General features: G+C 54.7%; 9 protein-coding genes and 1 riboswitch. Of the genes, 3 read left to right on the forward strand and 6 right to left on the reverse strand.

Annotated elements, in window-relative coordinates; all coding sequences use genetic code 11:
• The first annotated feature begins 14 nt into the window (after nt 1-14).
• The 3 genes from qoxB to qoxD are packed head-to-tail and all read left to right on the forward strand — an operon-like array spanning nt 15 to nt 2,849.
• Complete coding sequence (qoxB, locus tag BLQ82_RS20405) at nt 15-1,961, forward strand: cytochrome aa3 quinol oxidase subunit I (protein WP_062519576.1); 1,947 nt, start codon at nt 15-17, stop codon at nt 1,959-1,961.
• On the forward strand, nt 1,958-2,554 hold the full coding sequence (gene qoxC, locus BLQ82_RS20410) for a cytochrome aa3 quinol oxidase subunit III (RefSeq protein ID WP_062519573.1): 597 nt from the start codon (nt 1,958-1,960) through the stop codon (nt 2,552-2,554). The genes qoxB and qoxC overlap by 4 nt, the downstream gene beginning before the upstream one ends.
• 1 nt (nt 2,555) lies before the next feature.
• The gene (gene qoxD, locus BLQ82_RS20415; RefSeq protein WP_025707339.1) at nt 2,556-2,849 is read left to right on the forward strand and encodes a cytochrome aa3 quinol oxidase subunit IV; all 294 of its coding nucleotides are present in this window, start codon (nt 2,556-2,558) and stop codon (nt 2,847-2,849) included.
• A 543-nt stretch (nt 2,850-3,392) separates the two neighbouring features.
• Here qoxD and BLQ82_RS20425 read toward each other — a convergent pair.
• From BLQ82_RS20425 to BLQ82_RS20450, 6 genes are all read right to left on the reverse strand, one after another.
• Entirely contained in the window at nt 3,393-4,856 is a 1,464-nt protein-coding gene (locus BLQ82_RS20425; protein ID WP_082722522.1) for an MCP four helix bundle domain-containing protein, read from the reverse strand.
• A 492-nt stretch (nt 4,857-5,348) separates the two neighbouring features.
• A complete protein-coding gene (locus tag BLQ82_RS20430) occupies nt 5,349-6,035 on the reverse strand; it encodes an ECF transporter S component (RefSeq protein ID WP_020433227.1) in 687 nt (228 codons plus the stop codon).
• Nucleotides 6,008-7,690: an ABC transporter ATP-binding protein gene (locus BLQ82_RS20435; protein WP_062519566.1), complete on the reverse strand. Its 1,683-nt coding sequence runs from the start codon at nt 7,688-7,690 to the stop codon at nt 6,008-6,010. The genes BLQ82_RS20430 and BLQ82_RS20435 overlap by 28 nt, the downstream gene beginning before the upstream one ends.
• On the reverse strand, nt 7,606-8,550 hold the full coding sequence (locus BLQ82_RS20440) for an energy-coupling factor transporter transmembrane component T (RefSeq protein WP_062519563.1): 945 nt from the start codon (nt 8,548-8,550) through the stop codon (nt 7,606-7,608). The genes BLQ82_RS20435 and BLQ82_RS20440 overlap by 85 nt, the downstream gene beginning before the upstream one ends.
• Nucleotides 8,547-9,506, reverse strand: a complete 960-nt coding sequence (locus BLQ82_RS20445; RefSeq protein ID WP_074648461.1) for a DUF4430 domain-containing protein — start codon at nt 9,504-9,506, stop codon at nt 8,547-8,549. Before BLQ82_RS20445 ends, BLQ82_RS20440 begins: the two co-directional genes overlap by 4 nt.
• Nucleotides 9,507-10,334: 828 nt before the next feature.
• Nucleotides 10,335-14,954 (reverse strand): S-layer homology domain-containing protein, encoded by a 4,620-nt coding sequence (locus BLQ82_RS20450; protein WP_062519556.1) that lies wholly within the window; start codon nt 14,952-14,954, stop codon nt 10,335-10,337.
• Between the two features lie 185 nt (nt 14,955-15,139).
• A riboswitch (cobalamin riboswitch) is annotated at nt 15,140-15,342 on the reverse strand.
• Nucleotides 15,343-15,745: the final 403 nt, after the last annotated feature.

The raw sequence follows: 15,745 nt of genomic DNA on the forward strand, positions 1-15,745 counted from the left end.
AAGGAGCCACCCTAATGGATTTAGAAAAGTTTAAGGTTCACGGCGAACCCTTAATATATGGAGCCATGATCAGTATCGCACTCGCTACCATCGGGATTCTCGTCGGGCTAACCTATTTTAAAAAATGGGGCTACCTCTGGCGCGAATGGCTGACCACGGTTGACCATAAGAAAATCGGTGTCATGTATATCCTGGCCGCCCTGCTCATGCTGTTCCGCGGCGGTGTAGATGCCATGATGATGCGTCTGCAAACGGCAGCGCCGGAAATGAAATTCCTCGATGCGCAGCATTATAATGAGGTCTTTACCACCCACGGTCTGATCATGATCCTCTTCATGGCCATGCCGTTTATCATCGGTCTGATGAATGTAATCGTACCGCTGCAAATCGGCGCCCGCGACGTGGCCTTCCCGCGCCTCAACGCCGTCAGCTTCTGGCTTTTCTTCTTCGGGGCCATGCTGCTTAACATTTCCTTCGTCATCGGCGGATCGCCGGATGCCGGATGGTCAGCCTACTTCCCGCTGGCGAGTCTGGAGTTCAGTCCGACAGTCGGGAACAACTACTATTCCCTGGCGCTGCAGATTTCCGGTATCGGGACTCTGATCACAGGCGTCAACTTTATCGTCACCATTCTCAAAATGCGCGCTCCAGGCATGAAGCTGATGAAAATGCCGATGTTCACCTGGTCCGTGCTCATTACGAACGTCATTATTGTCTTCGCCTTCCCGGTACTGACCGTGGCGCTTGCGCTGATGATGTTCGACCGCCTCTTCGGCTCCCAGTTCTTCACAATGGCCAACGGCGGGATGGATATGCTCTGGGCCAACCTGTTCTGGGTTTGGGGCCATCCGGAGGTATATATCGTTATTCTTCCGGCATTCGGTATTTATAGCGAAATTATTGCCACCTTCTCCAAAAAGAACCTGTACGGCTACACCTCCATGGTGTTCAGTATGCTGATTATCTCGCTCCTGTCCTTCCTGGTCTGGGCTCACCATTTCTACACCATGGGGCAAGGCGCAATGGTCAACAGCTTCTTCTCGATAACGACCATGGCGATCGCAGTGCCGACAGGGGTAAAAATATTCAACTGGCTGTTTACGCTCCGAAAAGGGCGAATCACCTTCACTACACCGATGCTGTACACCCTGGCATTTATTCCGATCTTCACCATCGGCGGGGTGACCGGTGTCATGCTGGCGATGGCCAGTGCCGACTACCAGTACCACAACACCATGTTCCTGGTTGCGCATTTCCACTACGTGCTGATTCCGGGGGCCGTGTTCGCCGTTATTGCCGGGTTCCACTACTGGTTCCCGAAAGTGTTCGGCTTCCGCCTGAACGAACGGCTGGGCAAGCATTCCTTCTGGTGGATCGTGATTTCCTTCAATGTCACCTTCTTCCCGCTGTTCTTCCTGGGACTGATGGGTATGACGCGGCGCATGTACACCTATTCCGAGGAGTCAGGCTTCGGTCCGCTCAATATGCTGTCCTTCGCGGGCGCGGTAGGTCTGGCGATCGGCTTCGTGCTTCTGGTTTACAATATCTACTGGAGTACACGCTACATGCCGAGAGACACCACAAGCGATCCTTGGGATGGACGCACACTCGAATGGGCTACGCATAGTCCAATGCCGGTTTACAACTTTGCGGTTGTGCCGAAGGTTACGACAATGGATGCCTTCTGGAATGCCAAGCAGAACAAAACACCGCTGTTCGAGGACAAAATCACCAAGATTCACATGCCGAGCAATACCGGCAAGCCGTTTATCCTGGGTGTGATCTTCTTCTTCCTCGGATTCTTCCTGGTCTTCAGCATGTGGATTCCTGCGATTGTTGCCGGAGTGGGTGTGCTGATTATGCTGGCAGCCATGTCCTTTGACCGTGATCACGGCTACTACATCTCAGTGGATGAAGTTATGGCTACAGAAAAGAAATTGATGCGGGGTGAGACTGTATGAAAATAGATGCGTCCAAGCCGCTGGAATACTCTACAGAAGAGAACAGCAATAAAATCTTCGGCTTTTGGGTTTTTCTCGGAGCTGAAATTCCATTGTTCGCCACCTTGTTTACGGTATACTTTGTCATGGTGGACCGCTTTGCCAGCGGCCCGAGCGGAAGTGAACTGTTCGAAATCGGCCCGGTGCTGATTGAAACCTTCCTGCTCCTGACCAGCTCGTTCACGATCGGTCTTGCAGTTCACGCCATGCGTCTCGGCTACAAAAAAGCGATGATGGTCTTCATGGCCCTCACGCTGCTGATGGGTCTGGGCTTTATCGGCATTGAAATTACCGAGTTTGTCACTTATGTGCATGAAGGAGCCACGCTGCAGACCAGCGGCTTCCTATCCAGCCTGTTCGTCCTGCTGGGAACGCACGGGGCGCACGTCAGCTTCGGCTTCCTGTGGGGAACGGCCATTATGATTCAGCTGTGGCGCCAGGGCATCAACCCGGCTACAGCCAACAAAGCATTTATCTTCTCACTGTTCTGGCACTTCCTGGACGTGGTCTGGATCTTTATCTTCAGCTTCGTCTACCTGAAAGGACTGATGTGACATGATGAAGCAACTGTTTCCAATTCGCCATGTGATGGGTTATCTGGCCTCTCTGGTCCTTTCCGCCGCAGCGTTGATCGTTATCTATGGTGATCTGTCCAAGGGCGCTAATATGGCCGTACTGCTGGTCACAGCCATTATCCAAGCTTCCCTGCAGCTGTTCGTGTTCATGCACATCGGGGAATCGGCAGATACCAAGAAAGAGCTGTACATTAATATCGCCTATGCGCTGTTTGTGGGTCTGGTCACCATTTACGGTACCTTGTACATCTTCGTATGGGGCTGGTACGCTTAAGACCAGAATCAACTGAATGCTTCGGGTTTCTATAAAAAATGGCCCGCTCTGGTATTACTGCCGGAGCGGGCCGCTTTTTGTGTGTTAAGCTATAATTTCCGGCTAACATTCGGGTAAACTATGTTTTCCCCGCGTAATTCCATTTTCACGGGTCGATCCAGGCAGGCTGCAGAACTATATCACCCGGTCTCTGACCGGTACTTTTGTCGATACGCTTCTACGCTCCTACAGTTCCAAACTCCCCCTCCATCCCTTTTCCCTATTGTTAGTTTCTCTGGTTCGCTTTATATAAGTGGAAAAAGTGAACGTAACTCCTCCCCTTGCAGCCCCTCGGCCCATTTGTATCCTTAATGGCGAATTCGCTGAGATTAAGTATACTTATTCCCACTAAAAGTCTCTGCTGGGCTCTTTTGAGCCGATTTAAGTTTACTAATTCCACTTCACTCTGTAGCAGCACTCCGCAACCGGCCAACTTGCACCGGCCAGATGACTGCAAAATCAAACAGGCCTCCCGGGCATAACTTCCGGAGGCCTGTTTGTTGATTAACTAAGCTTGAAGCGCGCCAAATCCACTTGCAAATTCTCGGCGAGTGTCGCCAGGTACTGGGCCGACATCGACATTTCGCCCATCACGGTCAATAGCTCTTCACTGGCAGCGCTGCTGTCCTGCACCTCTTCTGCACCCTTATGGGACACTCCACTTGCCTGCTCCATTGCCTGCAATACTATAAGCGCTTCGCGGGAAACATGCCCGACAGCCTCTTGGATCTCCTCCGTCTGCCGTGCAGCGGATCGAATGGAATCCTGAATCGTCGTAACAATGACAGTGATCTCCTCTGAAAGGCTGCCCAGGCTGCTGACCCTCTCCTGGCTGGTCGAAGCACTGGAAGCAATCTCCTTCATCTGTGCAAGGATAACCTCCACAGCAGCAGCTCCACGACCGGCGGACGTTGCAACCTCTGCCATCAGCCCGGACATTTCATGGCTGCTCTGCTGGGCAGCAGCAATCTCCTCCGCGATCGCCTGCACGGAATGTGCAGCGCGGTCAACCGTCTCCACCTGCACATCGAAACCGGCAGCGATGCCGCCGGACGTTTCGGCGATGAATTGCGAAGCGCGGGCCGTCTGCTCCGCACTGGCGCTCATTTCCCGCGAGGAGGCTGACAGCAATTCGGTGCTCTCCGCTACTCCCTGCATCATGCTCTTCAGACTGTCCAGCATGGTATTGAACGAGCTGTTGATTTGACCCATCTCGTCTCTCGACTTATAGGAAGCTGCCGCTGTAAGGTCTCCTGTCTCTGCGCGCTTCATCAGCACCTGCAGCTCCTTAAGCGGTTGCGTAATTATCCTTGAAATGATGCTGCTGATTCCCGCACTGAGCAGTAAGGCAGCGATAATCAGCAAAATGATTAAGGTCACGGAGCTTCGGGCATCCTGCTGGCTGGTTTCGTTATTATTACGGGCATCTTGAACCAGCAGCACGGCTGTATCCTGAAGCAGGCTCAGCATGATCTCCCGCGATTCACTGAATACACTCCCCGAGAAGATCTGATAACCTTCCTTTTTGAGCTTATTCCCGGCCAGTTGAACAATGCTGTCACGCTGTGCCCGGTAATCCGGAAGCAGGGACAGATACTCATTGATTTTACCCGATACGTCTTTGTTGCTGAAGGATATAGCCTTTAGCTGAGTGATCAGCTCATTGTTGGTGTTGATATACTCCCCGATAGCCGCCGTATGCTCTTGGCTTTTGGCATCGTCTTTGGTAATCAGACTTTCCAGGAGCAAAGACTCAATCGCCCGGTTGTTTCCGCGTATTTCTGTTATCAGATAAATCGGCTGCACATTTTGGCTGTAGGCCTTACCGGACCCTGCTGCCATTTGCTTGATGGTGAGGATACCGGCAGCTCCGGTCCCAATAAGCATTAGCACAAAGACCGCTACCAGCAATATCATTTTATGTCTTACCTTAAGATGTCTCATCTGTTCTGTTCCCGCCCTCTTCATCTCCTGCTGTATCTAATTTATCGGAGATTAAGGCCAAAAGTATGACATTTTCACTGAAAAATATGTCGAAAAAGAGAAGAAAATATTGTTTTTTTATGACTATATGACTACTAAATTAGTTTCCAAAAATGAAGAATGGGGGGTTGTGAGGGAATGAACGCCGTTCTATTGCACTTTATGCAGCAGATCAACGATAAATCAGCCTGAAAAGGGGATTCTATTGCATGATGTACAGTAGAATCCCCTGGAAAAGGTACTTTTTACCCAAAATCGGGATATCGGTTGCATGAAATACAGTAGAATGTGATTCATCGCAGAAACTCTGGGCAATTCTATTGCAGAAAGTACAGTCTATAACAAATCCTTAATTGTTATCTGACGTGAACGCTACAGATTTCCAATCCAATCTTAAAAAAAGAATTGAATATCCTGCCCAGATAACCGGAGCGGAGAGGGTCCCTATTCGGGACAACCTAAGAACTCTCCCCTGCCTCACTCCTGCAGCAAGCCGTATTTTTTGCGGAACCGCTTCAGCACTTTGGTCCAGCCTCCGGCCAGAACTGCCAGGAAAAAGACATTGGACAAGGCATGGGCGAGGTCGAGATAAAAGCTTGACGCATATGCGGCAGCCACGAGCCCCCAGCTGAACGCATCCGGCAGACTGATCAGATACCAGATATTCATAATCCAGCCGAATAAAAATCCCCAGACAAAGCCGAATGCAAGCATTCCGCCCTTTTTTTTCATCCACCAGGTATTCCGCAGCCAGCCGGCGGTCAGACCGACCATGCCCCAGGCGAACATCTGCCAAGGCGTCCAGGGCCCCTGCCCAAAGTAGATATTGGACACCAGCGCAGCTACCGCGCCGATGATAAATCCGGCTTCCGCCCCAAACACATAGGCCGAAAGAATAACAATCGCCGATACCGGCTTCACACTGGGCAGGGCGGCAAAGGGAATCCGGCTGACCGCAGCGACAGCGGACAGCACTGCCAGCAGCACCAGTTCTCTGGATTCAAGCGGACGACGTTCCAGACGGATGAACAGCGGCAGCAGGGCTACCGCCAGCAGCACCAGGCTGAGCAGCATATAATGGCGGTCCTTCAGCGCTGAGGTCAGCGCAAGGCCGGCCACAAACAGCCCGAGGGCAATCAGGAGGGGGAAGCGAAAGCGGACCACGCGTTCATCACATCCTCTATCGTTAAGGCTTGCGGCAGCAGCTCTCTAGCCATGCGATTGACTACCGTTGTATAGAAATAGTTGCTGCTGAAAAACTCCGCCGGCGTCCCTTCCGACGTAATGCCGCCGTCAAACAGCATCGCACAGCGCGAGGCATATCTCGCGGCAAACTCGATATCATGTGTCACAAGCAGGATACTGACCCCCTGCCTTCGCAATTCTCCGAGCAGCGCTGCCAGCCGCTCTTTGGCCCCCGGATCGAGTCCCTTGGTCGGCTCGTCCAGCAGCAAAATACCGGGGCCCAGCAGCATCACCATGGCGAGCGCCAGCTTCTGCTGCTGCCCGCCGCTGATGTCATGCGGATGGCTCAGCAGAAGGTCACCGAGCCGGAAGATGTCCAGGAGCCGGGCAATTTCCCGGCCCGCCTCTTCCTTGGACAATCCGGCATACTCCGCCATCTGCTGCAGCTCCTCCTGGACTGTGTCATAGCTGAAGTAGAGCAGCGGATTCTGGGCCAGAAAGCCGCTTGTAACCCCCTTAGCTAGCGTCACTTTGCCGCGCTGGGGCTTAAGCAGGCCGTTCAGGACATGCAGCAGTGTCGATTTTCCGGCACCATTTCCGCCCATCACGGCCAGCAGCTCTCCACGGTACAGGGATAGCGACAGCTTCTTGAGCACCTCTGCTCCTTCCTTGCTGTAGCGGAAGGTCACCTCCCGGCAGCTGAGCAGCAGCTCGGACGCAGATGCAGATGCTGAGAGGCGGGAAGTGCCTGTGTCAGCTGCCGCCTCCCCCATGCCTGGCCCTCTCTCAGCCAGGGAATGCAGCCAGCGCTTGCCTTCCCGCACGGTCAGCGGGATGGACTCCCGGGGTGCTTGAACCGCATTCGGCTCAAGGGCGAGGAACAACCGCGCAGCGGTGGGCAAATACGCCAGATGCGGAGGATGAAGCGCAAGCCCGGCCCCGCGTACGAAGTCACGGGGCGTCCCCTGAAAGCGCAGCTCCCCTTCTTCCAGCAGCAGCACCCGGTCAGCCAGCGGCAGCACCTCTTCCAGGCGGTGCTCGCTGATGATGACCGTCACCGACATCTCTTCATTCAGCCGGTGCAGCGTCTGGAGGAACTCCCGCGCGGCGACCGGATCAAGCTGCGAGGTCGGCTCGTCCAGCAGCAGCAGCTTGGGCTGCAGCAGCAGCACCGAGGCCAGGTTCAGCAGCTGCTTTTGCCCGCCGGAGAGCTCGTGCACCGGCTTGTACAACAGCGGCTCCAGTCCGAACAAGCCGGCGATCTCCGCCAGCCTGCTGCGCATAACCGCTGCCGGATAGCCCATATTTTCCATTGAAAAGGCCAGCTCATGCCACACCGTGTCCATCACGATCTGAGCATCGGGGTTCTGGAACACCATCCCGATTTCTGCGGCTGTAAGCTCTGCAGGCAGACCGGATAGCGGCTGCCCCTTGTAAGCAATCTTCCCGCTGGCCCTGCCTACAGGTGCAAGCTCGCGCTTCAGATGGCGCAGGAGCGTGGTTTTGCCGCCGCCCGAAGGGCCGAGAAGCACGACAAACTCACCTTCCTCTACCGTAAATGAGAGCTCATGAAGCGAGTCCCTGTCTTCCTCGGGATAGCTGAAGGATAGACGCTCCGCCGCGAGGATCTCCATAACCATTTCTCCTTTCCTTCGAGGGCCGGCGGCGTCAGCACGAACAAACAGAAGCCTGCATACATCGCAGCATCAGCCCAGCCGAAGTGCATTGGCTTCATCCGCGGATAAATCTCCAGCACCCCGTACCCCTTCATCCAAAAAAACAGCGGGATCAGCCCGCTTGCCGCGAGCAGCAGCAAAATGGCTTTATCCTGCAGGTCCAGCCTGTAAATTCCGTATACACTTCGCTTGCGGACGCCGTAGCCCCGCGCTTTCATTGAGTCCGCCGTCTGCAGCGCCTCCTCCAGCGACCAGGTCAGCAGCACCTTCAGCAGCGTCATGCCGTCCCTCATTCTGGAGCGCACGCTGCCCTTGCCTGCATCCACTCCCCGAATCCGCTGAATCATGGTAATCTGGCGCAGACGCCGCTGGAACAAAGGCACGAAACGCAGCGCCATCAGCGTCAGCAGAGTGGTCCGGGGTGCAGCCCCGGCGAACAGATACATGAATTTATCCGTAGTGACCGTGTAGCTGTAAGAAATGAACAGAATAAAAACAGTCAACAGGACCGCCATCATCATCAGCCCGTACAAAACGGCTTCCAGGGTAACCGGCTGATCCATAAAATAAAACAGAATATGCGCACCCCTGTGTGAGAACAAGGGATTCAATACGGCAACAGAAACGGCCATCAGCAGAAAAAACGGGAGTGCACGCAGCAGCTGCCGCCCCTGTCCCTGCAGCACCAGCAGAAGCGTCAGTCCGGCAATCTCTGTAGCCAGGAACAGGGGATGGAACAGCAGGGTGGCGAACAACAGCAGTCCGGCATAGTAGAGCAGCGCCACCGAGGGATGCATTGCACGGAAGCCGCTGCTCATTGCACTTCCGCCCCTACATCCTTGCCCATATCCAGCGTATACAGCCACTCCACGGTATCGCCCGGCTGCAGTGTGTAGCTGCCTGCCCCTTTGCCCGGAACCTCACCGTTAACCTTGTAGATCCAGCCGCTCTCCGGGCCTTGGTCAAATTCATACAGATTATCGATTCCTTCCACATAAGCGAAGCTTTTGGCTCCCTGGTATTCCATTTGAATTTTATTGCTGCGGGTAATCCGCTTCAGCAGCTCCAGCGCACTTTCACCGTCCTTGACATCAACAGCAGCCGCCTCAAAAATCGTCCCGTGCTCCTTGTCTCCGACAATGGAGAGCGTGACGGTATTCTCCACCCCGGCAGGCTTCGCCGGGGCGGCTGAAGCGGCAGCCGTCGGCTTCGCGGCTGCCGGGGCTTGCGCCGTGGCGGCAGGCTTTGCTGTCGCCGCCGGTTTGGTGCCGGCGGCCGGCTTCGCGCCGGCTGACGGCTTCGTGCTGGCTGGCGGCTTCGCGCCGGCTGCTGGCTTCATGCTGGCGGTCGGCTTCGCGCCGGCTGCTGGCTTCGCGGGCCCGGCCGAGGCTTTCGCCGCGGCCGGGGCGGCGCTGGCCGTAACGGGAGCTGGCTCCGTTACGGCAGCGGCAGACGGCGCGGGCTTTGCGGCCGCGCCGGATGAGGCGGGCGGCGCAGATACAGCCGCCCCCTCAGGCGTCCCGGCAGCGGGTTCCGCGCCGGACGTTGGGGTCTTCGTGCCGTCCGCGGTGGCGGATGGCACGGGGTTTGCGGCGTCCCCGGGGAGAGGGGACGCCTGGGTCTCGGGCTGCGGGCTCTGCACCGCAGCCGTGCTCGCGGCGGGGCTCTGCGCCCCGCCGGCCGTGTCTGCGCCGGCTGCGCAGCCGGCGAGCAGCACCGCTGCGGCCAGAAGCAGCAGCGGTGCGGACAGCCATTGCTGGATGGACTTGGACATAAACATGGACACCTCCGATAAATACCCCCATATATCCCTTCTGATATGACAAAAAAGGGAAAGGAACGGGGCTGCGCCTGCTCCCCCGTTCCGTTCTTTTGGCAATATGATTAGTGGTGAAACAGGCACAGTCTCCGCCCGCCTAACCTGTGGACAGAGAGGCCGTAACTTGAAAATCAACTTGTGCTGCAAACCCACACGCCCCCAGCCCATACTCAGGCATGAACAAAGGCAGAGTTGTCAGCCACAGGATAATCTAAACACACTCCCGCTGCTGCCAGCACTTGTAAACCCGATGAAAAGGGCAGTCATCGTTAGTGGAAAAAGGATCACTAATCGGACTCATTCGGCTCATGGAGCAGCCTATGTTGGAAAAAGTACCATTAATCCGGCTGAAAGCGGCCAAATGGGATGAATAGTCATGAATGAGGTGTACAAAATCCCACTAAAATCTGCTGCAGCCAGGATTTCAGCTCATTAGTTTTACTTTTTCCACTTCGCTCCAGCTCCTTATGAGCTTTATTGCTTACCCAAGCTCACAAGTTCTCCAGTCTAACTCATACACTTTTTGCTTGATTGCACTTTGTACAATAGAAAGCTGAGCATTCTGCGGTAAATCGCATTCTGCTGTATTTCGTGCAGCAGATTTCTTGATTTGGAGTCAAAAGCGCCTTTTTCACCTGAATCTGCTGTACAGAGTGCAATAGATTCCATTTTTTTGCTGATTTGAATATCATCTACTGTATAAAGTGCAATTGATTGCCTGCTAGTCTAATCTCAGCTTCAAACAGTTTCAATATTATGTTAGTCTTACTGCCACCAGCATGATTATGGCAGTCTTACCGCCACCACAGCGGCCATTTCTCTGGTCACAGCCGATGCCGGGTCGAAGGTTCCGCCGAATCCGGTCATGTAGCCCAGCTCCGTAACTGTTCGGACAGCGGATAACGCATAGTTGCTGATCCGGCCTTCGTCCGTAAACTTCGCAGCTTGCGGGGCTGCCGCAGAAGCTTTATTTTCCAGCTTGAGTGCTCTTGAAATCATGACAGCCATATCCTGGCGGGAAATGACGCCGTTCGGATTAAAGGTTGTGTCTGTGATCCCATCGACAATACCAAGCTCTTTTGCTTTGAGCACTACTCCATAATACCATGCGCCGGTCTTGACGTCGCTGAATACCGGTGCACTGGTAGCCGCAGACGGCTCGTTATGGGTCAGTCTCAGCAGCAGGGCGGCAAATTCTGCCCGGGTAATCTTCTGCTTCGGCGCAAAAACCGGACTGTTCCCGCTGATGCCCTCCATCAGCTTCTTACTGTAAGCCTGATGCACGGATTCCAGCGCCCAGGCCGAAATCAGATTCTCATCGGTGAACACCGGCCCGCCGGTCACTCCGGAAGGAGAAATGCTGAACAGCTTCGCCTCACCGGCCAGGTAACGGCTATAAGCGGTCAGGGCCAGCAGCGCCTGCTCGGTGGCTACGCTGTTAGCCGGTTGTCCCTGTGTATGGGCATATCCGCCGTCCGCTTGACGGAAGGAAGCCAGATGGCTGAGCAATCCGCCTTTGGCTTTGACAAACCGTGAGTCATTCGGACCAATCCCCGCTGCAGCCAGGGCAATGATGACCTGCGCGGTACTCTCACTATTTTCTACATTCGCCTGCTTGAAGCCGCCGTCTTCCTGCTGCTGCTGTGACAGCCAGGCAATGGCTTTGTCTACCGCTGCTGCAACAGTTGCCTGACCGGCATGAGCTGAAAGCGCGGTAACTGCCATGGCAGTGATATCCGGATCAGCTGTTCCGCCTGCGGTCAGCGGGAAGCCGCCGTCTTTGCTTTGAACTTCCAGCAGGGCTTGAACCAGACGTTCTTTGGTCCACTTGGCGCCCGAAGGAACTGTATAGGAGCCGCTGTCCAGAGCAATCAGGGCAAAAATGAGACCGTTGCTGCCTTGACTGGTCATGTTGTCATTGTTATAGATTTTTACAATCAGGTTATAGCCGCCGAAGTTCTGCGGATCTGCACCTGCAGCGGCCACACCCAGTACCAGACGCTCATAGTCCGTAACCTTGCGGAGCTGGCCCTGGCTGGCTGACAGCTGCTCCTTCACCCCTTCCAGATAAGCAGCAGGCACCTTATAACCCGAGCGGGCCAGCCCTACAGCCTGCCAATCACTCAGCTCTTCTGCGGCTGTTATCCCTTTTGCTGTAGCGGCTATGTCCTTCTTCAGCTGCTCAGCTTGCGGCTCCCATTTGCTGCGGTCAACTACTGCATAATCTGTAAAATGGCTGATTTTTCCGGTAATGATACCCGTTTTGGCATCCAGAACGGAAGGAACCGGAATCCAGCGGCCTGTGGCCGGATCGAGCCAAGCCAAAGCCAGATTGGCCGGATTGCCGGCTTTTACCGGCACTGTGATGGAAAGTTCAACCGGCTTCACAAATTTCGTTCCGTCCGGCCCAAACGTATATAGACCCGACACCAGTTCGCCGCGGCTGGAGTTGTTCTCCTTCATAGTGATCTTCACTGTTCCGGAGACTGCCCCCGCCGGAATCAGCAGCTGCACCTCACCGCCGCTATCCTTCAAAGCCGCTCCCGCACCGGGAGCAACCTCCTGCTCGAAGACTGCCGTGTTGGCCGTTAATTTTTGACTCAAAGCTGCCGCCTCAGACGCTGTCATGGGTGCACCTGAATTTGTAACAGCTGTCGTCTGCCCCACCTGGTTCAGCGGGAGGGTGTTGTCCGCTGCGATGCCGACGCTTCCCGCGCTTCCAGTGCTTCCTGTGCTTCCAGAGAGACCACCCGTACCCGTCGAAGGAACATCAAAATCTGTCGTATAGTACCAGACAAGCACATCCCCATTGTTCAACTTGTAATCTCCGGCACTGAACCCTGGATCGCTGCCATTGACGGAATACTTCCATCCGCTTTTTGGTCCCCGGTCAAACTCCTTCAGGCCATCGATAGAAACGACATACATGCTCCCACCGGAGGTTGTCGCAGTCACCCGGCTTCCCAGCTGGCGGATCAGCAGACTGTACGCTGTTTCTCCGGCATTTAGAGCTACTGTGGTGCTGGATAGAATAGTCCCCTTCGCACTGTCGCCGATAACCGAAATCGTCGCGGATGCCGGCTGAGGCACCACTACCGAATCAGAAATAGTCAGCGGCTGCGTGTAGCGGACGATCTTCGGCGTGCTGTCCGCAGCATATCCCGTCACGGCAAGCGTATACGCCCCCGCAGGCAAGCCGCTGGCAATGGTAGCTGCGCCCTTTTCATCCGTTGTTACGGTTGTGCTGCCAATGGTCACTTGTACGCCTGCTGCCGGTGTAACCACCGGATCAGAGGTAAAGGTCTTGTCGTTCCATATCCACTGCTTCTGGGCAACGGTTACCGTGAACGCTTCGCCCGTTTTAGGCTGGGCAGCAGAGAGCGTTACAGAGTTGACAACCTGAGTAGCTCCCCCGCCGTAATAGACCAGCACATGATCGGAAGGCTGAAGGACGAAGGCTCCCATCCCCACAGACGGATAAATCCACTCCCCGCCGCGGGAAACCACAAAGCTCCAATACCCGTTATATGTTCCGCTCTGAATTCCATTGATGCCCGAGACATAGCTGCCAAAAGAAGACTCTGTAATGTCCAGCGGAATATTGCCGGATGCCGCCAGCTTCTTGAGGGCGTCCAGCGCGTCAGACGCTTCCAGTGTGCCTTCGGCGATGGAGCCTTGCGGCCCTTCGACAGATACTGTGGCCTTTACATTGAGGGGAGCTACCTTAAGCGCCTGCGTATATTTTGCAATCTTGGGCGCCTTGTCTGCAACGTATCCTGTAACGGCAAGTGTATAGTTTCCTGCAGCGAAGCCCTCTGTAAACTCGGCTTTGCCGTCTTTATCTGTTGTTGCCGTCTTGCCGCCAATCGTCACCTGCACACCGGCGGCACTTGAAGTTACCGGGTTGGAGGCGGAGCCATCCCATACCCATGCTTTTTGGGTGACTGTGACGGTAAAGGCTTCACCCTCTCTAGGCAACGCCTTGGAAAGGGCCACTTTATCGACAAGCTGCGTAGTGCTGCCCGTATAATAAACCAGCACCCGGTCTGATTCCTTCAGCTTGAAGTCTTTCATTCCTACATCAACGCTTACCCATTCACCGCCACGCGAGACTGCATACATCCAGCCGTCATAGCCGCCGGTAGCTCCTGCATAGATGCTGCCAATGCCAGTAACATAACTGCCGGACGGATTCGTAATCGGCAGACCATTCGCCGCGGCTACTTTTTCAAGTGCTTCGAGTACATTTCCTGCGTAGGCGCTGCCTTGGCCCAATGTATTCTCAGGCCCTTCGATTGTCAGCGGCACATAGACCAGCGGATTCTGCACCACCGGTTTGGAGAAATCATACAGCTTGCCGTTTGCTCCGCCGCTGAACAGATTGTAGGCCACCAGGGCCTGTAGGCCCTGTTCTGTAGCCAGCGCATTGGCGCTGCCGCCCTGGTTATGAGCAAAGGCCCCACTGGCCAGCCGGAAGCTCAGCAGCCGTTTTAGCAAATCGGTGTCATTCTTGATGAACTCGCCGCCCGCAGGGTCCACGCCAAAGGAGGACAGGCCGATTATGGCCTGGGCCGCACTTTCACTGCTGTCCCCGTAGCCGCCGCTGCTGTCCTGCTTGGCTGCCAGCCAGGCTACTGCTTTTTGTCCCGCGGTCACCGCTGCGGGGTCATTCTTATGCGCAGCAAGCGCAGTCAGCACAATGGCCGTCATATCCGGTTCGCTCGCTCCCCCTGCGAACAGTGCAAAACCGCCATCGCTATTTTGCTTGGACAGAATTTCGCTCAGCAGCGACGCCTGATTCCATTTGGCATCACCGGGAAGCGTGTAGCTGCCGGAGTCCAGCGCGAGCAGCGCGTAAACTGGCGCATTTAGCGACTGGCCGCTGATTTTGTCGCTGTTATAGATACGCTCCAGTAAATTGAAGCCTGCCGCAGAACCGCTGCCGGCAAAATTCGCCGGATCTCCGCCGGCCGCCCTCACGGCTAGCACAATCCGCGCATAATCCGTCACATTCGGGAAGCTGCCTCCCGCTGTCTGTACTTTCTTCGCTAACGACTGGACATAGCTATCCGGCACCCGGTAGCCCGCCTGGGCCAGCCCGATCGCCTGCCACTCCGACGTTACACCGCCGCTGAGTATATATTCTGCAGCCGAATACGTTGCCTGCGAGACAGTTACCTGTCCCCCGGTATCCGCTGCAGCCAAGGAAGCACCAGCTTTTCCTTCTGCAAAAGTATCTGCAGCATATACTGCGTCCGTGACACTGTCCGTGCCTGTGTTAGCGGTGGTTTCCGCTGCGGCAAAAGCCTGTCCCGCCGGAACCACCGCTGTACCCGTAACCGAAATTACCAGCAATAAGACCAGACCAAGCACAAAAGACTTGGCAGAATAAAATGTCTTCATCGTTAACCTCTTTCCTTGTCATAAAATAAATGCTTGTACTGCGTTGCAGTGGACAGCCGAGACAACATAAAGACCGCCCTTGTTCAGGGCGGCCAGGGAAGAATACAAATGTGAAGGCTGCGGTGCCCGAAGCTCCAGACTTCCTCCATTTGCATATGTTCCGCATTCTTACCCCACGAAGAATAGAAACGTTCACGAAAAAGGCAGGTCTCCTGGCTTATGCCTCATTGCTGCTCTTGGCCTTCCCATCCTTCCCCGGACAGTGGCCGCTCTAAGAACCGCTCCGCATTTACAGTGGCGGGACCGCGCCGGATTTGCACCGTGCTTCCCTTTTAAGCCGATTTCTGATTCTACACATCGAACCGGCACCTTTCTCTTAACCTATTAAATTTTAATATCCATAATCATATCTAGTATTCCTTTGTATGTCTATAGAGAAGCTGTTTCTTAATCCGCTAAAAAGGTTCTGGCGCTCTTCAGCCACTCACCAGCCACTCACCAGCAACCCTCTAAGTAGTTTCTCTGCTGCCCTATCTGAAAAACTATACTTCACTCTCCACAATTATAGAGAAAAAACCGCACTTAAAAAGCACCTGATTAGCAACAACTCATGACAACGGCATTTTTGTCCTTCAAACGAATAGGACTAAGTTACTTCCCGACTCTGTATGCTTCTTAAGCACAATAAAGTGGAGGTTATACTTCCCCAATCCAGAGCAAACTCAAACGGGGCTATAGCACTCCGCTGAGAAATCAAAGGTACTTTTAACTCTCATTCCGCGCTGGGACCC

This window comes from Paenibacillus jilunlii (genome assembly GCF_900102965.1).
Lineage (GTDB): Bacteria > Bacillota > Bacilli > Paenibacillales > Paenibacillaceae > Paenibacillus_AQ > Paenibacillus_AQ jilunlii.

What these genes read in the sequence shown, in the direction of transcription:
- BLQ82_RS20440 (WP_062519563.1), bottom strand. Translation starts at nt 8,550, where the DNA reads ATGAGCAGCGGCTTCCGTGCAATGCATCCCTCGGTGGCGCTGCTCTAC.
- BLQ82_RS20425 (WP_082722522.1), bottom strand. Translation starts at nt 4,856, where the DNA reads ATGAAGAGGGCGGGAACAGAACAGATGAGACATCTTAAGGTAAGACAT.
- qoxB (WP_062519576.1), top strand. Translation starts at nt 15, where the DNA reads ATGGATTTAGAAAAGTTTAAGGTTCACGGCGAACCCTTAATATATGGA.
- qoxC (WP_062519573.1), top strand. Translation starts at nt 1,958, where the DNA reads ATGAAAATAGATGCGTCCAAGCCGCTGGAATACTCTACAGAAGAGAAC.
- BLQ82_RS20445 (WP_074648461.1), bottom strand. Translation starts at nt 9,506, where the DNA reads ATGTCCAAGTCCATCCAGCAATGGCTGTCCGCACCGCTGCTGCTTCTG.
- BLQ82_RS20450 (WP_062519556.1), bottom strand. Translation starts at nt 14,954, where the DNA reads ATGAAGACATTTTATTCTGCCAAGTCTTTTGTGCTTGGTCTGGTCTTA.
- qoxD (WP_025707339.1), top strand. Translation starts at nt 2,556, where the DNA reads ATGATGAAGCAACTGTTTCCAATTCGCCATGTGATGGGTTATCTGGCC.
- BLQ82_RS20435 (WP_062519566.1), bottom strand. Translation starts at nt 7,690, where the DNA reads ATGGAGATCCTCGCGGCGGAGCGTCTATCCTTCAGCTATCCCGAGGAA.